This window comes from Anoxybacillus tepidamans PS2 (genome assembly GCF_000620165.1).
In the GTDB taxonomy this organism is placed as follows: domain Bacteria; phylum Bacillota; class Bacilli; order Bacillales; family Anoxybacillaceae; genus Anoxybacteroides; species Anoxybacteroides tepidamans_A.
On sequence record NZ_JHVN01000004.1, the window covers coordinates 142873 to 161497 of the forward strand.

The window sequence follows — 18625 nt, forward strand, 5'->3', positions numbered from 1 at the left end:
TATTTGGAACGAAAGGATGAATAATCATGACAGAGACGATCGATCAGTTAGCGATCACGACAATCCGTACATTGTCGATTGATGCAATTGAAAAGGCGAATTCAGGACATCCGGGAATGCCGATGGGCGCTGCGCCAATGGCTTATACGCTTTGGACGAAATTTATGAACCATAACCCAAGCAATCCAAAATGGTTTAACCGCGATCGTTTTGTGCTGTCCGCTGGACATGGTTCCATGCTTTTGTATAGCTTGCTTCATCTAAGTGGATATGATGTATCAATGGAGGATATTAAGCAGTTTCGCCAATGGGGAAGCAAAACCCCTGGACATCCGGAATACGGACATACACCGGGAGTTGAGGCGACAACAGGTCCATTAGGGCAAGGAATCGCGATGGCTGTCGGGATGGCGATGGCAGAACGGCATTTAGCAGCTACATACAACAAAGAAAGCTTTGAGATTGTTAATCATTACACATATGCGATTTGTGGAGATGGAGATTTAATGGAAGGGGTTGCTTCTGAGGCCGCTTCGTTAGCAGGGCATTTAAAGCTTGGCCGTTTGATCGTTCTCTATGATTCCAACGACATTTCCCTTGACGGAGAATTAAATCTATCGTTCTCTGAAAATGTCGCACAACGCTTTGAAGCATACGGTTGGCAATATTTAAGAGTGGAAAACGGCAACGATATAGCGGAAATTGCTAAAGCGCTAGAAGAAGCAAAAGCAAGCACAGACCGCCCAACGATCATTGAAGTTAAGACAACGATCGGCTACGGATCGCCAAACAAGGCTGGAACGTCTGATGTTCACGGAGCTCCGCTTGGCGCGGACGAGTTGAAATTGACAAAAGAAGCATATCAATGGACGTTCGAAGAAGATTTTTATGTACCGGAAGAAGTATATGCCCATTTCCGTCAAGCTGTTAAAGAAGCGGGAGAGAAAAAAGAAGCTGAATGGAATGAATTGTTGGCTGCATACAAAAAAGCACACCCAGAGCTGGCAACTCAGTTCGAGCTGGCTATCGAAGGAAAGCTTCCTGAAGGATGGGAAAAGAATCTGCCTGTATACGAAGAGGGGAAAAGCTTGGCAACGCGCGCTTCATCAGGGGAAGTGCTTAATGCGATCGCAAAGGCCGTTCCTCAATTTATCGGTGGATCGGCCGATCTTGCAGGTTCGAACAAAACGCTTATTAAAGGTGCGGGCAATTTTATGCCGCAAAGTTATGAAGGCCGCAATATATGGTTTGGTGTTCGCGAGTTTGCGATGGGGGCAATCATGAACGGTATGGCGCTACATGGTGGTGTCAAAGTATTCGGCGGTACGTTCTTTGTGTTCTCTGACTACTTGCGTCCGGCGATTCGTTTAGCAGCGTTAATGGGACTGCCGGTCACATACGTTCTTACGCATGATAGCATCGCTGTTGGTGAAGACGGCCCAACGCACGAACCGATCGAGCAGTTGCCATCGTTGCGGGCAATGCCGAATTTATCTGTCATTCGCCCAGCGGATGGAAACGAAACAGCAGCAGCATGGCGCTTGGCTGTTGAATCAACGGATCGCCCAACGGCGCTCGTATTGACTCGGCAAAATCTCCCAACTCTTTCGACAACAGTGGAACGTGCGTACGAAGGTGTGAAAAAAGGAGCATATATCGTATCAGAGGCCGCAAATGGAGAAGCAGAAGCGCTGCTGTTGGCATCAGGATCAGAAGTGAGTCTTGCTGTTGAAGCGCAAAAAGCGTTAGCCTCTGAAGGGATTTACGTTTCAGTTGTCAGCATGCCGTCTTGGGATCGGTTTGAGCAACAGCCGAAAGAATATAAAGAGCAAGTATTGCCTTCAACAGTGAAAAAGCGTCTAGCCATCGAAATGGCCGCTTCCCTCGGTTGGGAGCGCTATACGGGTGACGAAGGAGACATTTTAGCGATCGATCGTTTCGGTGCTTCTGCTCCGGGAGAAAAAATTATGGAGGAATACGGATTTACGGTCGACAATGTTATCAAACGCGTAAAGCAGCTTCTTCATAAATAAATGCTGAAAAACCGTCCTTTATAAAAGGGCGGTTTTTTACGCTTTATTCGACAAAATTAGTGAAGAATTTTTCCGTTAATAGACATGTTTTTCTCTCTTTTTTTTCTATAATAAGTAAAAAGAAGAAGAATGGGGGACGGGAAGGTGGCGCGCTATTGGATTTATTTGTTTCGTGATGAAGTAGCAGATGGATACTATCAACGACCAGAAAAAATTATCGAACTATTGCAAGAATATCAGACAGCATCATTAAAAAGCATTTGTCACAAGCAAATTCAATTTATTACGGAACGCATTTCGTTTTCGCGATTAGAGCTGGGGATGAAACAGCACTTTTCAGGGCAGATTGAAAAAAATGTAGAACGGAATATGCTAGTGCTTAAAGACGAAAAAACAAGTGAAGAGGCGCTTATCATTGCCCAGCAGCGCCGATTGTTTCTCATCAGCGATAGCCAGCCGTTAACGAATCGGATTTTTCAGGCGCTGGCCATGATTTCGTCATCATTTTTAGCGGTCGACATTCATTTCCATCATTATCAATGGCTAACGATGGCGACGGAAGAAAGAAAATTTGCGTAAATCAAATTAATGGATGAACCAAGAAGCTGGTTCATCCATTGATTTTCTAAAATAGCTACAGAGGTTAAGTTAATCGCAACTTGTACTTCCTGTAACCTATTTGCAACTTATATTCGACAAATAAAAGATTTTTATGTGGAAATATTGTATAATAGCGCATTGTTTAGTACACTGTTAGGTAGACAACATGAAGGAGGAAAAGGAAGTATGTGGACAACGATTCTCGTTGGCATTCTAGCGCTCATCGCTGGGACGGCGCTAGGATTTTTCATTGCCCGCAAAACGATGATGGACTATTTAAAGAAAAATCCGCCTATTAATGAACAAATGATTCGCATGATGATGATGCAAATGGGAATGACGCCGTCGCAAAAGAAAATCAATCAAATGATGAAAGCGATGAACAACCAGCTAAAATAAATTGGGACAGGCACTCTGCGGAGTGTCTTTTTATTTCAATTTTTTGCTATTTTTTGTTACGATGATATAATGTTTTAAGTATGTTAATAAACAAAGAAGGAGAGAAAGAGGGGCTGGATGAAGGGCTTTCGAGATTTATTCGGTTTTTTTGGCAAGAGAGACAAGCATAAACGGGAATTAGTTTGTTGCTAGTTGTGGCGATATTGGAACTTATGCCACCAAAAGCGATTAGTATCATCATTGAAGGGACGCTCTTACAGCAAAAACGCTTGTTCAATGGATCGGCCTTTTGCTGATCGCGGCAGCGCTGCCTATTGAAAGAAAAAACGCCTCACTGCTTCCTATTGAGAAGAGAGGCGTTTCTTCCTTTTGTACATATATTCGTTATATTGGTTGAGAAGGGAGTCTAACTCTTGACTTATTTGAATCGTCACCGCCGCATTGAGGCCGCGCTTTGCTACTATTTCCATTAATTCGTTTCTCTTTGTTTCAATGAGCCGAATCATTTCTTGTTTTGACACGGGGGCACAAGTCCTTTCTGTTGTTCAAATCTATATAGGTATTGTATACTATTTTGGCAATTAATTCAAAAGGAAAAAATCCCCTTTTTATAAATTCTCCTCATAAAAATAGAAAGAGCACAATAAACGTTGGTTTTTTGATAAAATGGAAGAAAAAGAACATATAGGAGTTGGAACGAATGGCAGATGTAAATCTTTTTTTAGCGTTTGGTGCAGGGTTTTTATCTTTTATTTCTCCTTGCTGTTTACCTTTATATCCTGCGTTTTTGTCATATATTACCGGCGTGTCGGTGGCAGAATTGCAATCGGAAAATGCGATGTTGCAAAAACGAAGTCTACTACATACCCTATTTTTTCTGATCGGTTTTTCGATCATTTTCGTTTCGATTGGCTTTGGCACGTCGATCATTGGTGAATGGTTTACAGAATATCAAGATTTTATTCGACAAATTGGGGCGATTTTGATTATTTTTTTTGGATTTGTCGTTGTTGGTGTATTTAAACCTAGCTTTTTAATGAAAGATCATCGCATTTCGTTTCGCAGTCGCCCGTCTGGGTATATCGGCTCTACGTTGATCGGAATGGCGTTTGCGGCCGGATGGACACCATGCATGGGCCCGATTTTGGTGTCGGTCATTGCGCTTGCGGCAACCAATCCGGGATCGGGAATGTTGTATATGGCTGCATACTCCCTTGGATTTGCGGTACCTTTTGTTCTTTTGTCCTTCTTTATCGGCAAAATGCAATGGATTCGCCGGCATAATGTCAAAATGATGAAAGCGGGCGGATATATTATGATTGCTATGGGGGTTTTGTTGTTTTTTGATTGGATGACGAAAATTACCACATATACAACAAGTATTTTCGGCGGTTTTACCGGATTTTAATGTCAAAAGCCATCGCAGTTTGTCACTATATTTAGGTTGAAATTTTTCCATAAATTCGCTACATTGTTGCATAGGACTGTCGGCCCGTTATTGCACACTCTATTTTTCTGGGCTAATAGGGGGATTATTATGGCAAAAGTATTAATTGTGGATGATGCAAAATTTATGAGAGTAACATTGTCGAACATTTTGAAAAAAGCAAACTATGAAATTGTAGGAGAAGCGGAAAATGGGGAGGAAGCTATTGAATTATATCGAGAGCTAAAACCGGATATTGTTACATTGGATATTACAATGCCCGTTATGAACGGAATCGAAGCAGCAAAAATAATTAAACAGATCGATCCAAAAGCGAAAATTATCATGTGCTCAGCGCTTGGACAGCAAAAAATGGTGGTTGAGGCGCTCGAAGCAGGAGCGATTGATTTCATCATTAAACCATTTGAAGAAAGCCGGGTAATGGAAGCAATTGCTCGCGTATTAATGTAGAAAAGATGCACGCGAATATCTATAATAAACTACGATGACAAAATTTTATAGCAAAGGATGATTTGCTTGGCAATTGTAAGTTCAATCGTAGCTGTAGTAATGGCATTCTTAATTTTGTTTGTTCGTATGAAAGCGGCAAAAAAGCCGACAAACGCCAAAAAAATTATTTTACCGCCTCTATTTATGAGCACCGGTTCCCTGATGTTTTTAGATCCACCGTTTCGTGTGACGAAGGGGGAGCTCATTGAAGCGATTGTGCTAGGGGTCTTTTTCTCGATCTTTTTAATTAAAACGTCAAAATTTGAGATTCGCGGACAACATATTTATTTAAAACGGTCAAAAGCATTTGTTTGGATTTTAGTGAGCTTGATTGTGATCCGCCTTGCACTGAAGTCATATTTAGGAAGAACGATTGACTATCATCAGTTAAGTGGCATGTTTTATTTGTTAGCATTTGCAATGATTGTTCCTTGGCGCGTAGCAATGTATGTCTCCTACAAAAAACTAGAACGACAATTAAAGCATAATCCAACCCTTTGGTCCACATAAAAAAAAGATGGGGTGCTCCCCATCTTTTTTTATTTAGTCAAACAAATGTGCATACGGAGAAAGATCGATCTGCTTTTCTTTCAACGCTTTGACTAAAAATTTATGGTCGCGCTTTGGCGTGGCGATAATATAGCCGCGTATCACCAAATCTTTTGTAATACACGGCGCTTGTTCTTGCAACGCCAGTTCACCGATTTTACCGGCAATTTTCTGACGGGCGACATCACGGAATAATTCTGGGACAGGTTTTACCAAGTCTTCAAGAAGAGCTTTTTCCTCCGCACCCCATAAATGCCGTGTTTGTTCAATATAATACTCTTGCCAGTCCAGTTCAGATTTTCCGTCTGCCTTTGGCAAGCGTTTTAAAAATTTGCGAAACATAAAGAAGCCGCCGATTGACATCGTTACTAGCAAAAATACGACCCAAAATAAAATAAACCAAAGAAACCAACCTGTTAACATCTTTCCACCTCGACGAAAACTTCCATTTCTATCAACCATTATCTCTAAAATAGAGATGTTTGGCAAGAATCGTCGCTTTTTATCGTCTGTTACGAAACTGTAATGCAACTGTAAAGAAGAAGCTTGAACCTTTATATATCAATGCTTCAGCATACCTTTAAAGAAACTGATGGAAATGCCAACCAGTGATCCGTGTCTACAAACATGCTAATCTAGTAAATGCGAACGGGAAAACCAAAAAGCAACTATGAGGAGGAAGAGATGATTAAAAAGACTTTGACGACACTCGCAGTAGTTTGCTGTATGGTTGTAGCGTTTACGTCATATGTAGGCAAAGCAGCTACCACGTATACATATTATAAAGTGCAACGAGGCGATTCTTTCTATAAAATCGCCAAAAAGTACAAAACGACCGTATCAGCGCTAAAAACGTTAAATAAAAGAAAGACGGATCGGATTTTGGCTGGTGAAACATTGAAAGTACCGGTAACGGCTAAAGTGACAAAAAGCACTAAAAGCGCTAAAAGTACATCGAAAAAGTCGACTCTAGCTATTACCGCAGAGGAACGAAAGCTTTTAGCACAAATTGTGCAAGCGGAAACAGGATCGAGCGAACCGTTCGCAGGGAAAGTAGAAGTTGCGTTAGTTGTTTTGAATCGAGTGAAAAGTCCAGATTTTCCTAACACTATTAAAGGTGTTATCTATCAAAAAACAAAAACAGGCTATGCATTTGTCCCAGTAAAGACTGGAAAATTAGCGAAGACTCAGCCGACAAAGCAGGATTATAAAGCGGTTGATGAGGCGTTGTCCCAATTTCCAACTGACAAGCGTCATTCCATATATTTTTACAATCCAGCCATCACAAAAGATCGTTGGATGCTTTCAAGACCTGTGACAATTCGCATCGGTCATCACGTATTTGCAAGATAAAAAAGAGGATGTTTGCAAACATCCTCTTTTTTATCTTTACATATCATGGCTAGAATTATGTTTTTGTCGCGTATGGTTTCGATTTTTCACTTTTTTAGAACCGCTTAAAGGCTCAGGCTGTCCCGATTGGTCTCCTTTCGGCGCGTTTTTCCGCATGTCTTTGCCTGTGTTTTTGTTTGTCATGGTCATCTTGCCTCCTTTATTTAAGTAGCATAGCGTCTTTTCTTTTGTTTATTCATTAGTATAATTTCCAGCATATTTGAAACGATAATAAATGTGGATGCAACGGAAGGAGGAAAGGGTATGCCGTATCATAAAAATAAGCAAGAAGCTTTCCAATCGGCCGAAAAGGGAACGATGGAGGCGAAGGAATGGTATGACCATTTAGTTCCCGATCAAGCGGATTACGGAAGCCAATTGAAGCATTTGCAGCAAGAAATGAATGAAGCTTTTGAACAAATTAACAATGCAATGGAGGTCGCCTCCGAAACGCAGCGCGCTCGCCTTGAACAGTTCCGCTCCGATTTGCAGGCGATCGTCGATGAGGTAAACCAAATTCAATAAAGGGAATGTCGGCATAAGACATTCCCTTTTTATATGCCCTGCGGCAGCTCCGCTTCAGCGTTTTACTGATTCTTTTTTCTTTTCTTGTTATTTTGACGCTCTGCCTCTGTTAATGGTTCGTTGGAAAACTCTTCATTGTAGCCAGCTCCCATCCCCTGTGCGCTGGCTGCGTTCATTCCAGGAATTACGTGATTTGCTTTGCGTTTTCCCATTGTTTTCACCCCCTTCGATAGTTTGCAGCAAGGAGGGATTTTTATTCTTTTGCGAAACAGAGGAATAATTATTTACAATCTATAGTGCCTTATAATAAGATAAAAGCGTATCAATTTTACGGGTTTTGGGAGAATTCGTACTATTTTTTCGACATTTTTACGAAAAAGTAGTATAGTATTTATTGAAAGAGGGGGTAGTACATATGACAAAGCAAGATGTGTTCCAAGCCCGCGCTTCATTTGAAGTGAACGGTAAAACTTACAATTATTATCGTTTGCAGGCTCTTGAAGAAGCGGGAATCGGCAATGTCTCCCGTTTGCCATATTCAATTAAAGTTCTGTTAGAGTCCGTGCTTCGCCAAGTAGATGGCCGTGTCATTACGAAAGAGCATGTGGAAAATTTGGCGAAATGGGGAACAGCCGAATTAAAAGATATTGATGTTCCTTTTAAACCATCGCGTGTTATTTTACAGGATTTCACTGGTGTTCCTGCTGTCGTTGATTTGGCGTCAATGCGCAAAGCGATGGCCGATATCGGCGGAAATCCGTATGAAATCAACCCGGAAATTCCGGTCGATCTTGTTATCGACCACTCTGTGCAAGTCGATAAAGCGGGAACAGATGATGCGCTTGAGTACAACATGAATTTAGAATTTGAGCGCAACGCTGAGCGTTATAAATTTTTGAAATGGGCGCAAAAAGCGTTTGACAACTACCGTGCAGTGCCGCCGGCAACAGGAATCGTTCACCAAGTAAACTTGGAGTATTTAGCGAACGTCGTGCATGCAGTTGAAGGAGAAAACGGCCAGTACGAAGCGTTTCCGGATACGCTCGTCGGTACGGACTCCCATACAACGATGATTAACGGTATTGGTGTCCTTGGCTGGGGCGTCGGAGGAATTGAAGCGGAAGCCGGAATGCTCGGACAACCTTCCTATTTCCCAGTTCCGGAAGTCATTGGCGTCCGTTTGACAGGTAAATTGCCGAACGGAACGACAGCTACTGACTTAGCCCTAAAAGTAACACAAGTGCTTCGTAAAAAAGGCGTCGTTGGTAAGTTTGTTGAGTTTTTCGGTCCAGGTGTCGCAACATTGCCTTTAGCAGATCGTGCGACAGTGGCGAACATGGCACCAGAGTACGGCGCTACATGCGGATTCTTCCCGGTTGATGCAGAAGCGCTTGACTACTTGCGCTTAACAGGCCGCGATGAGCATCACGTGCAAGTGGTAGAAGCGTACTGCAAAGCAAACGGCTTGTTCTATACGCCAGATGCGGCAGAGCCGACATTCACAGACGTTGTCGAAATCAACTTGTCTGAAATCGAAGCGAACCTTTCCGGACCAAAGCGTCCGCAAGATTTAATTCCGCTTTCTAAAATGAAAGAAGCGTTCCGCGAGGCGGTAAAAGCTCCTCAAGGAAACCAAGGATTCGGTTTGACAGAAGCGGATCTTGATAAAGAAATCACCGTCGAATTAAACGGTGAACAAGTGAAAATGAAGACGGGCGCAATTGCGATCGCTGCGATTACAAGCTGTACGAATACTTCCAACCCGTATGTGTTGATCGGTGCCGGTTTAGTGGCGAAAAAAGCGGTTGAAAAAGGCTTGTACGTACCAAAATACGTGAAAACGTCATTAGCGCCTGGTTCGAAAGTTGTTACAGGCTACCTAAAAGATTCTGGATTGCTTCCGTACCTTGAGCAAATCGGCTTTAACATTGTCGGATACGGCTGTACGACATGTATTGGTAACTCAGGGCCGCTCGCGCCAGAATTAGAGAAAGCGATTGCGGAAAATGACTTGCTTGTAACAAGCGTTCTTTCCGGTAACCGCAACTTCGAAGGCCGGATTCATCCGCTTGTGAAAGGCAACTACTTGGCATCGCCTCCGCTTGTCGTAGCGTATGCATTAGCAGGTACGGTGGACATTGACCTGCTTCATGATCCGATCGGCAAAGATAAAGATGGAAACGACGTCTACTTCAATGATATTTGGCCAACGACTGAAGAAGTGAAAGAAGTCGTTAAACAAACGGTTACACCAGAATTGTTCCGCAAAGAGTATGAGCGTGTGTTCGACGACAATGCGCGTTGGAATGAAATTGAAACAACGGATGAACCGCTCTATCAGTGGGATGAGGATTCCACATACATTCAAAATCCTCCGTTCTTTGAAGGGCTATCTCCGGATGTTCGTCAAGTACAGCCGCTTACAGGCTTGCGCGTCGTCGGAAAATTTGGCGATTCCGTCACAACAGACCATATTTCTCCGGCTGGTTCAATCGGAAAAAATACGCCGGCAGGCCAATACCTCATTTCTAAAGGTGTCGAACCGAAAGATTTCAACTCGTACGGTTCACGCCGCGGTAACCATGAAGTCATGATGCGCGGTACGTTTGCAAACATTCGCATTCGCAACCAAATCGCTCCAGGCACAGAAGGCGGCTATACAACGTACTGGCCAACAGGCGAAGTGATGTCAATCTATGATGCGTGCATGAAGTACAAACAAGACGGTACGGGCCTTGTAGTCCTTGCCGGCAAAGATTACGGAATGGGAAGCTCCCGCGACTGGGCAGCAAAAGGTACGTTCTTGCTAGGAATCAAAACAGTCATTGCGGAAAGCTTCGAGCGCATCCACCGTTCAAACCTTGTACTCATGGGCGTATTACCGCTCCAATTTAAAGAGGGCGAAAACGCAGAAACGCTAGGCTTGACCGGAAAAGAGACGTTTGAAATCCACATCGATGAAAACGTCAAGCCGCGTGACTATGTAAAAGTAACGGCTACGGACGAAGCAGGCAACAAAAAAGAGTTCGAAGTGCTTGTGCGCTTTGACAGTGAAGTCGAAATCGACTACTATCGTCACGGTGGCATTCTGCAAATGGTATTGCGCGAAAAATTGCATAAGTAATAAAAAAGCTGTCCTTTGGGGACAGCTTTTTTAATTGGTTACTTTGTATTGCTTCGTTTTGCTGCATTTTCCAGTTCACTTTTTGGATCGGGAGTAAATGTTGCATCTTGTCCAAATCCTTGCGGGTTGACGCCCGGTGCCTTCGTTCCGCGATTTTTTCCACCGTTTTTCGCCATTTCGGTTCACCTCCATGGATAGTGTGGCCCTGTTGTGAAAAAATATGTTTATGACAGTTGAAAGGGGAATGGTTGATGAATCGGGCGCTAAAAACAGCATTAAGCACGATCGCGATTGCGCAATTTTTAAAAATCCCGCTCAAAAAATGGGAAACGGGCGAGTGGCACTGGGGGTATTTTTTTGAAACGGGCGGGATGCCAAGTTCCCATTCGGCAGGCGTTTCCTCGCTCGCTACCTTTATTGCGCTGAAAAGAGGTGTGCGCACGGTCGATTTTGCGCTCGCAGCTTTATTTGGGCTTATTGTCATGTACGATGCACAAGGAGTAAGACGGCAAGCGGGGGAGCTTGCGATTCGCCTTAACGATTTGGCGGAAGAGGTGATGCGGCTTGAACGCGATCCAAAACAAGCATTGTATGAAAAAAGAAAGGAACGAATTCGCGAGCGGCTTGGCCATCAGCCGATCGAAGTAGTTGGCGGCGCTTTGTTAGGGATTGCGACAGGTTGGGTTTCTTATTGGCTGACAAAGAAAAAAATAAGCTAGCCATGATGACAAAAATGCGCTAAGATGGAAGCGAAATATGTTATTGTCGGGAGTGCGAGTATGGGAAAGCAGACGGTGGCGCAATATTTCGACTTCTTAGCAAGCAAGGGATTTCGTCTTGGCGAGGACGCGTTTCGCTTTGTGCAGTTTGGCCAGCAGTATGCACAGGCAAGCGATGAATTAACTATTATAGCTCTGGAGTGGACATTAAAGATTCAAAAAGAATTTGATGGCAGCTTCTTTCTGTCGTTACTAGAGGAACTGCGGAAAGAACAGCTTTCGACGCATAAGCAAGTGCAAGCATTTATGCGAGAAAAAGGTTTTGCGTAACAAAAAATCCTCGGCGTTATGCTCGAGGATTTTCTTGATTTAATGATCGCTTTCCTGCCCATGAGAAAATAGGCAATTCTGATACAATCATACCACATAAGATGCCAGCACACCCGAGGATGTCCGCGCTAGAAAGTCGTTCGCCCGCCCACATATAAGCTGTCGCTGCTGCAAACACTGGCTCCATAGCAAAAATAAGTGCAACGCGCGCTGCTGTCGTATATTTTTGAAAGTTCGTTTGGATTAAAAACGCGGCAGCTGTCGCAAGCAGAGATGTGACGAGCAAAGCTGTCCATACCTCTCGTTGCTGCAAAATAGCGATATCCCACATTTTTTTGCTATCTTCAAAAATAAGCGCAAAGATCGAACAAAGAAAAGCGACCGTAAAAATTTGCGTAATGGTTAGTAAAAACGTTGAATGACGCGACGAGTATTGTCCTGTAATAATAATGTGCATCGCAAACGAAATGGCGCACAGGAGCACGAATAAATCGCCGCGATTCATTGACCAACCTTCGCCATTCGCTGTCAAAAAATATAAGCCAAATGTGGCCATTACTGAGCCTAATGCCATGTTCGCCGTCGGTTTTTGTTTGAAAAAAAGAAAGGAAAATAGAGGAACAAGCACGACACTAAGCCCGGTAATAAACCCCGCTTTAGACGACGTCGTATATAAAAGGCCAATAGTTTGCAACGCATAGCCGCTAAATAACCAAAAGCCCATCCAAATACCAGCGCGTAAAAGCGAGCGGTCCAATTGGCGTAGCGAAGGGCGATCAAATAACAAAAACCAGACAAGCAAAAAAATCCCTGCAAGCCAAAAGCGTACGGCATTGAAGGAAAGCGGTTCTAGAAATGAAATGGCATTTTGTACAACAACAAATGTTGCTCCCCATACGAATGTCACCGCAAGAAGGGAGGCATCAGCGATCCATTGCTTTTTCAACGTTCATCCCTCCATCGATTCATTTTTGCGAATCGCTTGCCGTGCTAATTCATCGGCTACATGATTGTCTTTGCTGGGGATCCATTTTAAAAAAAATAAATCAAACTTTTTTATTAATGAAAGGGCCTGTTGTAAAAGAGGGGCATATTGCTTGTTTTTGATGAATTCCTTTTCTACAGCACGATCAATCAGTTGCGAATCGGTTCGGAATGAAACGATGCGATACCCTTTATCAAGGCAAATTTCCAGCGCTTTAATAAAAGAATGAAGCTCTGCCTCATGGTTAGACATAAAGCCGAGCGGGATAGAATAACGTTCTACTTCTCCATTTACTTTAATGAAAATTCCAGCGCCGGAAGGGCCGGGATTTCCAGCGCTTGCTCCGTCAATATATACTTCGATCAATGAACCATTCCTCCATGCCGTTAATGTATTAGTGATATAAATATTACAAATAATGGATAGAAGATATGATGAACTATCAGATGTGCTGATTGTACAATTAACATTACTTGATTCCAAGCTTTTCTGCCATAGTCGGCGAAGCCTAGCTTGTGTTGACCCATACTATTCTGCATTTTCAAGTAAAATAATGGATCAACAACGCTTGTAATGAACTATTGCTACTGTACCACCATTTTTAGAAAATTGCTATACTTTTTTAGAGATGGGGAGCAGTTATTTCAAACGGTTGTTTGTTGTATAATAAAAACAAGAGTAAATGAATGGCGGAAGGATGACAAAAATGGATGTAATGATACAGTGGACATATACAACGCCAAAAAAGCAAGAAGTGATGCTTACTTCTGAAATGCTCCCAGCCGAGAAGGCGCTGTTGTTAGCCGAGGATTTTGAAAAAACAGGACGTGTCAAACAACTAACATTTATCGATCGGCGAAATATAACATGGACGAAAAAAGAATTGATCAAATTACTTCGAGAGATAGAAAGCGAGCCGCACGATGTGATTGTTTATTTTGACGGAGGATTTGATCATGAAACGATGGAGGCAGGGGTAGGAGCGGTCATTTATTATCAGCAAAATCATCAGCCCTATCGCCTTCGAGTCAATCGCCGTCTTGGCGAGTTAAAATCGAATAACGAAGCGGAATATGCGGCCCTATGGTTTGCTGTGCAGGCGCTCGAGGAATTAGGAGTGCATCATTCGCCTGTTACTTTTCGCGGCGATTCGCACGTTGTATTAAATCAGCTGTCCGGGACATGGCCTTGCTTTGAAAAAGACTATAACGCATGGCTTGACCGCATTGAGGCAAGACTAAAAGAACTCGGCGTTGAAGCGATTTATGAGCCCATTTCAAGAAAGCAGAATAAAGAGGCGGATCAGCTTGCCCGTCAAGCATTAGAAGGCAAAATGATTGAGAGCACGAGCGAACTAGGGAGGAAAGGGATCGACGCAAATGAATAAAGAGGAAAAATTAGCAAAGCGAAAAGAGATATTAACGAAATTAAATGACATTCACAGCATGTACTGTGAAGGCTGCTTTATAAAAAGCACGTTTCGCAAAGAAATGGGTAAAACGCATGCGCAATCGTTCTGTATTACCCAATGCACAGTTGGAGAAACCATGAAGCGATATGGAGAAATGTTGCTTACAGTATCTTCAAGGTCGTAAAAAACAGGCTGAACCAAATCAAAATGGTCAGCCTGTTTTGTTCATCGGAGCGCCTCGTTTAATTGGTGTTCAGCCTGCTGCAGCTGTTGTTCGCATCTAGCGAGGAATGAGTCATCGACTCCTGTGGCTTGATTGCGAACGCGTGCAAGTTGCTCGTAGGCGTTGGCGATCGCCTGTTTGGCGCCTGTTAACATGTCGTGGTCTAGGCTCATTGTAGCTGATCCTACCATTTTTTGTGCTGTTTCAACAAACATTTCGAGCTGTTTTAGGTCATTGTATCCAGAATGAACATTTCGTTGCATTTGTCAACACCTCCTAGCCGATATTGTTTGTTGCATTAGCAGAGAATATGTACAAAAAAAGACTGGCCAATGCCAGTCTTTCTTCGCTTCCGTCTTGCTTCTATGTCAACGAGCGCTTAATTATTATAGTTTTACTACGTTAGCGGCTTGAGGTCCACGGTTTCCTTGAACGATTTCAAAAGAAACTTCTTGTCCTTCTTCTAATGTTTTGTATCCTTCACCTTGGATTGCTGTGAAATGAACGAATACGTCTGCTCCGCCTTCCACTTCGATGAAACCGTAACCTTTTTCATTGTTAAACCATTTTACTTTACCGTTTTGCATAATACTTAATTCCTCCTAATACCTTTAGCACCTTTTGGCTAACTAAAAAATTTTTATCAAATAACGGAATATACTCCACAGCAATCTAAGGTGAGCGTCCATGCTGCACGATTGAAATATATTCTGTTAAATGATGTTTCTACTATACACTAATGTAGCGGCATCGTCAAGGAAAAGAGGACGGAATTCAGAAAAAATTTACAAATTTCTTGGAAATATTCTCAAGAAGAGGGAATGAGGCTTGTGTGTAGAATCATCTTAATAAAAGCGGAAAAATGAGCATGAGTATATGGTAATGTTCATACATTGATAATACGAGCGCAAAGGGGGAGGCATGTATGTATCGCGGGAATATTGCTGGAAAAGAAGTGATTATTCATTTAGGAAAACGAGTGAAAGAAAGCCATTTTGATAACCGGAAACTTTATCATATGGTTCTTTCATACGGCGAAACGGCTTTTCGAAAAGGACAAAAAATGTTTTGCATTTATAATGACCGGGTCGGCTTGATTGTAGCAGAAGTCGAACATCATGATATTCCTGTAATTCGCATAGATTATGTCATTGAAAACCAAAATGTGTACGAATAATGGTTGACAAATAAAAGAAGATCACATAAATTAAAGAAAAGATGGTGTTGGAAGCGTTACCATTTTTGAAAAATAAACGTGCAGACCTTTGTCCAAAGAGCGACATAGGTCTTTTATCTTTTTCATTACATCGCCGCAATGGTAAAACCAAGGATGTTTGTTAAACGTCTATAATATGAATCTATATAATTCAGAAAAAGAGCAGCGATATGAGAATTTTAATATAAAAAACGCAAGCAAAATATGCAGAATTCGAAAAAAGAGGTGACAGGAGATGCTTTTGCGCAAAATGATGTCCAAATTAGGGGTAGGATCCGCGTATGTAGACCTGCTTTTAAATAAAAATGTATTAAAGCCTGGAGATATGATTGACGGTCAACTTTATATTCGCGGCGGAACAGTTGATCAGAAGATCATGAAGCTTGACGTGGATTTCGTGTGCAAAATGTTGCGGGAAGGTAAAGAGGAAGATACGGTAATTGCAACGATTCCGGTTGCCGGAGAGTTCATGATTGAAGCGGAGCAAAAGAAGTTTTTGCCGTTTTGTTACCGCATTCCAGAACATATTACCCCGTCGCAGCCGGGGGTTTCTTATCGCTTTATTACACGTTTGCACATTGAAGATGCGATTGATACGCTTGATTTTGACTACATTCAAATTGTTTCTGAATAGAATGAATAATCCAAAAAATATATTTACAAATTTTACATCTTTTGTTATATTAAACTTAAGTTAATAAACGTGGCGGAGAAAATGGAGACCCACACATATTCCTTATATAAGGGGAGATGTGTGGGTTTTCATTTTTCCATAAATCAAAGCTAAGGGAGGATGTAAGTGATGGCATCGTTTGCAGCAGAGTTGATCGGTACAGCTTTGCTCATCATTTTTGGTGGCGGGGTTTGCGCTGGAGTGAATTTAAAAAAATCGTTTGCGCAAAATTCAGGTTGGATTGTGATTACATTTGGATGGGGGATGGCCGTAGCCATTGCTGTATACGCAGTCGGACGATTTAGCGGCGCTCATTTAAATCCAGCCGTTACGCTTGCGCTCGCTTTCAGTGGAGATTTTCCTTGGAAAAACGCCCTAATGTATATTTTGGCGCAGCTTCTTGGGGCAATCGTAGGGGCGGTAATCGTATTTATACATTATTTGCCCCACTGGAAAGAGACGAACGACCCGCACACAAAACTTGGAGTGTTTGCAACAGGCCCTGCCATCTTCAATCCGTTTGCCAACTTGCTGAGTGAAATGATCGGTACTTTTATTTTAGTTGTAGGAATTTTAGCGATCGGAGCGAATAAATTTACAGATGGACTCAATCCGTTTATCATTGGATTTCTTGTTGTGGGAATTGGCTTGTCGTTAGGTGGGACCACTGGATATGCGATTAACCCAGCGCGCGATCTAGGACCGCGGATTGCACATTGGTTGCTCCCGATTCCCGGTAAAGGTTCTTCCAACTGGTCTTATGCATGGATTCCTGTCGTAGGTCCTGCGTTTGGGGGATCGCTTGGCGGGTTATTTTATAAAGCTGTTTTTTTAGGAAAAGTGACTGCTTCATTTTGGGGGTTGCTCATTGCCGTTGCGATTTTGCTAGTGATTACTTCTCTTTCGCAAAGAAAAACAACTTCTTTTAGACAACAAAAAAGAGCCTTCATGTAGGCAAAGGGGGATTTTTTATGGAACAATACATTCTCTCGTTAGATCAAGGAACGACGAGTTCAAGGGCGATTTTATTTAACAAAAAAGGGGAAATTGTGCATATTGCGCAAAAAGAGTTTACGCAATATTTTCCGAAGCCAGGCTGGGTTGAGCATGACGCGAACGAAATTTGGGGGTCGATTTTAGCGGTTATTGCAAGCGCTTTATCGGAATCGTCCGTCAAACCGGAACAAATCGCGGCCATCGGAATTACCAATCAACGAGAAACGACGGTTGTGTGGGATAAAAATACCGGGCTGCCTGTTTACAACGCGATTGTATGGCAGTCTCGGCAAACAGCCGATATTTGCGAGCAGTTAAAAGAGCAAGGATATGACCCATTGATCAGAGCAAAAACGGGATTGTTGATTGATGCGTACTTTTCAGGAACAAAAGTAAAATGGATTTTAGACAACGTCAAAGGGGCGAGAGAAAAAGCGGAAAAAGGGGATTTGTTGTTTGGAACGATTGATACGTGGCTGATCTGGAAGCTATCCGGCGGTCGCGCCCATGTGACGGACTATTCAAATGCTTCAAGAACACTTTTATTTAATATTCATGAATTAAAATGGGATGATGACATTCTCGGCATTTTGGACATCCCGAAATCGATGCTTCCGGAAGTGCGTTCTTCTTCAGAAATGTACGCCAAAACGGTCCCGTATCATTTTTTTGGCCATGAAATTCCGATAGCGGGGGCGGCTGGCGATCAGCAAGCAGCGCTGTTTGGTCAGGCGTGTTTTGAGGAAGGAATGGCAAAAAATACGTACGGTACAGGATGTTTTATGCTAATGAATACGGGAGAAAAAGCGGTTGAGTCGAAGCATGGGCTGTTAACGACAATCGCATGGGGAATTGATGGAAAAGTGGAATATGCTTTGGAGGGAAGCGTTTTTGTTGCAGGATCTGCGATTCAATGGCTCCGCGACGGGCTGAGAATGATTAGGCAAGCGTCTGATAGCGAGGAGTATGCTGAAAAAGTCGCTTCCACCGACGGAGTGTATGTTGTTCCGGCTTTTGTTGGTTTAGGAACACCGCATTGGGACAGCGATGTGCGCGGGGCGGTGTTTGGGCTTACGCGAGGCACAACGAAGGAACATTTTATTCGCGCGACGCTCGAATCGCTAGCTTACCAGACTAAAGATGTGCTTACAGCGATGGAGGCGGACGCGGGAATCTCTCTCAAAACGCTGCGCGTTGATGGAGGAGCGGTGCGCAATCAATTCCTTATGCAGTTTCAAAGCGACATGCTGCAAGTGCCGGTCGAACGCCCAGTCATTAATGAAACGACTGCGCTTGGCGCCGCATATTTAGCGGGCTTGGCTGTCGGCTACTGGAATGACCGTGCGGAAATTGCCGCTCAATGGCAGCTCGAGCGCCAATTTGAGCCGCACATGAGCAAAGAGCAGCAGGAAACATTATACGAAGGATGGAAAAAAGCTGTAAAAGCAGCGATGGCGTTTAAATAAAACGAAAAAGAGAGGAGAATTTGCACATAACCCTGTCAAGTAGACAAT

26 protein-coding genes are annotated in these 18625 nt (G+C 42.9%); 17 read left to right on the forward strand and 9 right to left on the reverse strand.

Going from position 1 to position 18625, the window contains the following annotated elements:
- Positions 1-26: 26 nt before the first annotated feature.
- From tkt to N667_RS0106395, 3 genes are all read left to right on the forward strand, one after another.
- Positions 27-2033, forward strand: coding sequence for a transketolase (gene tkt / locus N667_RS0106385; protein ID WP_027408806.1), 2007 nt, complete (start codon positions 27-29; stop codon positions 2031-2033).
- 144 nt (positions 2034-2177) lie between these two features.
- Positions 2178-2612, forward strand: a complete 435-nt coding sequence (gene sirA, locus N667_RS0106390) for a sporulation inhibitor of replication protein SirA (protein WP_027408807.1) — start codon at positions 2178-2180, stop codon at positions 2610-2612.
- 207 nt (positions 2613-2819) lie between these two features.
- Positions 2820-3032, forward strand: a complete 213-nt coding sequence (locus N667_RS0106395; protein ID WP_027408808.1) for a YneF family protein — start codon at positions 2820-2822, stop codon at positions 3030-3032.
- 341 nt (positions 3033-3373) lie between these two features.
- Here the strand turns inward: N667_RS0106395 and N667_RS0106400 are convergent, their stop codons facing one another.
- Positions 3374-3538 carry an aspartyl-phosphate phosphatase Spo0E family protein gene (locus N667_RS0106400; protein WP_084278950.1) on the reverse strand — a complete coding sequence of 55 codons (165 nt, stop codon included), beginning with the start codon at positions 3536-3538 and terminating at the stop codon, positions 3374-3376.
- 194 nt (positions 3539-3732) lie between these two features.
- Between N667_RS0106400 and N667_RS0106405 the strand changes: the two genes are divergently transcribed.
- The 3 genes from N667_RS0106405 to N667_RS0106415 all read left to right on the forward strand — a co-directional run bounded on the left by N667_RS0106405 (position 3733) and on the right by N667_RS0106415 (position 5478).
- Complete coding sequence (locus N667_RS0106405) at positions 3733-4440, forward strand: cytochrome c biogenesis CcdA family protein (RefSeq protein ID WP_027408810.1); 708 nt, start codon at positions 3733-3735, stop codon at positions 4438-4440.
- A gap of 129 nt (positions 4441-4569) precedes the next feature.
- Positions 4570-4929, forward strand: a complete 360-nt coding sequence (locus N667_RS0106410; protein ID WP_027408811.1) for a response regulator — start codon at positions 4570-4572, stop codon at positions 4927-4929.
- 57 nt (positions 4930-4986) lie between these two features.
- Complete coding sequence (locus tag N667_RS0106415; RefSeq protein ID WP_409978174.1) at positions 4987-5478, forward strand: CcdC family protein; 492 nt, start codon at positions 4987-4989, stop codon at positions 5476-5478.
- A gap of 33 nt (positions 5479-5511) precedes the next feature.
- Here N667_RS0106415 and N667_RS0106420 read toward each other — a convergent pair whose 3' ends face one another.
- A complete protein-coding gene (locus tag N667_RS0106420; RefSeq protein ID WP_027408813.1) occupies positions 5512-5940 on the reverse strand; it encodes a DUF2621 domain-containing protein in 429 nt (142 codons plus the stop codon).
- Positions 5941-6201: 261 nt separating this feature from the next.
- Here N667_RS0106420 and N667_RS0106425 point away from each other — a divergent pair, with 261 nt between their 5' ends.
- The gene (locus tag N667_RS0106425) at positions 6202-6870 is read left to right on the forward strand and encodes a cell wall hydrolase (RefSeq protein ID WP_035098231.1); all 669 of its coding nucleotides are present in this window, start codon (positions 6202-6204) and stop codon (positions 6868-6870) included.
- Positions 6871-6906: 36 nt separating this feature from the next.
- Here N667_RS0106425 and N667_RS19345 read toward each other — a convergent pair whose 3' ends face one another.
- Positions 6907-7053 (reverse strand): small acid-soluble spore protein P, encoded by a 147-nt coding sequence (locus N667_RS19345; RefSeq protein ID WP_084278942.1) that lies wholly within the window; start codon positions 7051-7053, stop codon positions 6907-6909.
- A gap of 120 nt (positions 7054-7173) precedes the next feature.
- Here N667_RS19345 and N667_RS0106435 point away from each other — a divergent pair, with 120 nt between their 5' ends.
- On the forward strand, positions 7174-7434 hold the full coding sequence (locus N667_RS0106435) for a hypothetical protein (protein ID WP_027408815.1): 261 nt from the start codon (positions 7174-7176) through the stop codon (positions 7432-7434).
- A gap of 62 nt (positions 7435-7496) precedes the next feature.
- On the opposite strand, the gene sspO is transcribed toward N667_RS0106435, so the two are convergent.
- Entirely contained in the window at positions 7497-7646 is a 150-nt protein-coding gene (sspO, locus tag N667_RS0106440; protein ID WP_027408816.1) for a small acid-soluble spore protein O, read from the reverse strand.
- A gap of 203 nt (positions 7647-7849) precedes the next feature.
- On the opposite strand from sspO, the gene acnA reads away from it, so the two are divergent.
- Positions 7850-10558: an aconitate hydratase AcnA gene (gene acnA, locus N667_RS0106445; RefSeq protein WP_027408817.1), complete on the forward strand. Its 2709-nt coding sequence runs from the start codon at positions 7850-7852 to the stop codon at positions 10556-10558.
- 38 nt (positions 10559-10596) lie between these two features.
- Here acnA and sspL read toward each other — a convergent pair whose 3' ends face one another.
- Complete coding sequence (gene sspL / locus N667_RS0106450) at positions 10597-10734, reverse strand: small, acid-soluble spore protein L (protein WP_027408818.1); 138 nt, start codon at positions 10732-10734, stop codon at positions 10597-10599.
- A gap of 75 nt (positions 10735-10809) precedes the next feature.
- On the opposite strand from sspL, the gene N667_RS0106455 reads away from it, so the two are divergent.
- Complete coding sequence (locus N667_RS0106455) at positions 10810-11277, forward strand: divergent PAP2 family protein (protein ID WP_027408819.1); 468 nt, start codon at positions 10810-10812, stop codon at positions 11275-11277.
- A 60-nt stretch (positions 11278-11337) separates the two neighbouring features.
- Positions 11338-11607 carry a DUF6123 family protein gene (locus tag N667_RS0106460; RefSeq protein ID WP_035098234.1) on the forward strand — a complete coding sequence of 90 codons (270 nt, stop codon included), beginning with the start codon at positions 11338-11340 and terminating at the stop codon, positions 11605-11607.
- 16 nt (positions 11608-11623) lie between these two features.
- Here the strand turns inward: N667_RS0106460 and N667_RS18335 are convergent, their stop codons facing one another.
- Both N667_RS18335 and N667_RS0106470 read right to left on the reverse strand, forming a co-directional pair.
- Entirely contained in the window at positions 11624-12553 is a 930-nt protein-coding gene (locus tag N667_RS18335; protein ID WP_051529974.1) for a DMT family transporter, read from the reverse strand.
- A 3-nt stretch (positions 12554-12556) separates the two neighbouring features.
- Positions 12557-12958, reverse strand: a complete 402-nt coding sequence (locus N667_RS0106470) for a reverse transcriptase-like protein (RefSeq protein WP_027408821.1) — start codon at positions 12956-12958, stop codon at positions 12557-12559.
- A 340-nt stretch (positions 12959-13298) separates the two neighbouring features.
- On the opposite strand from N667_RS0106470, the gene N667_RS0106475 reads away from it, so the two are divergent.
- Together N667_RS0106475 and N667_RS0106480 are read left to right on the forward strand one after the other, a co-directional pair.
- Complete coding sequence (locus N667_RS0106475) at positions 13299-13979, forward strand: ribonuclease H family protein (RefSeq protein WP_027408822.1); 681 nt, start codon at positions 13299-13301, stop codon at positions 13977-13979.
- Positions 13972-14187: a zinc-finger domain-containing protein gene (locus N667_RS0106480; protein ID WP_027408823.1), complete on the forward strand. Its 216-nt coding sequence runs from the start codon at positions 13972-13974 to the stop codon at positions 14185-14187. Before N667_RS0106475 ends, N667_RS0106480 begins: the two co-directional genes overlap by 8 nt.
- A 41-nt stretch (positions 14188-14228) precedes the next feature.
- Here the strand turns inward: N667_RS0106480 and N667_RS0106485 are convergent, their stop codons facing one another.
- Positions 14229-14489 (reverse strand): DUF2564 family protein, encoded by a 261-nt coding sequence (locus N667_RS0106485; RefSeq protein ID WP_027408824.1) that lies wholly within the window; start codon positions 14487-14489, stop codon positions 14229-14231.
- A gap of 123 nt (positions 14490-14612) precedes the next feature.
- The gene (cspD, locus tag N667_RS0106490; protein WP_027408825.1) at positions 14613-14813 is read right to left on the reverse strand and encodes a cold-shock protein CspD; all 201 of its coding nucleotides are present in this window, start codon (positions 14811-14813) and stop codon (positions 14613-14615) included.
- A 338-nt stretch (positions 14814-15151) separates the two neighbouring features.
- Between cspD and N667_RS0106495 the strand changes: the two genes are divergently transcribed.
- The 4 genes from N667_RS0106495 to glpK all read left to right on the forward strand — a co-directional run bounded on the left by N667_RS0106495 (position 15152) and on the right by glpK (position 18577).
- Positions 15152-15403, forward strand: coding sequence for a hypothetical protein (locus N667_RS0106495; RefSeq protein WP_027408826.1), 252 nt, complete (start codon positions 15152-15154; stop codon positions 15401-15403).
- Between the two features lie 274 nt (positions 15404-15677).
- A complete protein-coding gene (locus N667_RS0106500) occupies positions 15678-16076 on the forward strand; it encodes a sporulation protein (RefSeq protein ID WP_027408827.1) in 399 nt (132 codons plus the stop codon).
- Between the two features lie 168 nt (positions 16077-16244).
- Positions 16245-17069: an MIP/aquaporin family protein gene (locus N667_RS0106505; protein ID WP_027408828.1), complete on the forward strand. Its 825-nt coding sequence runs from the start codon at positions 16245-16247 to the stop codon at positions 17067-17069.
- A 17-nt stretch (positions 17070-17086) separates the two neighbouring features.
- Entirely contained in the window at positions 17087-18577 is a 1491-nt protein-coding gene (glpK, locus tag N667_RS0106510) for a glycerol kinase GlpK (protein WP_027408829.1), read from the forward strand.
- Positions 18578-18625: the final 48 nt, after the last annotated feature.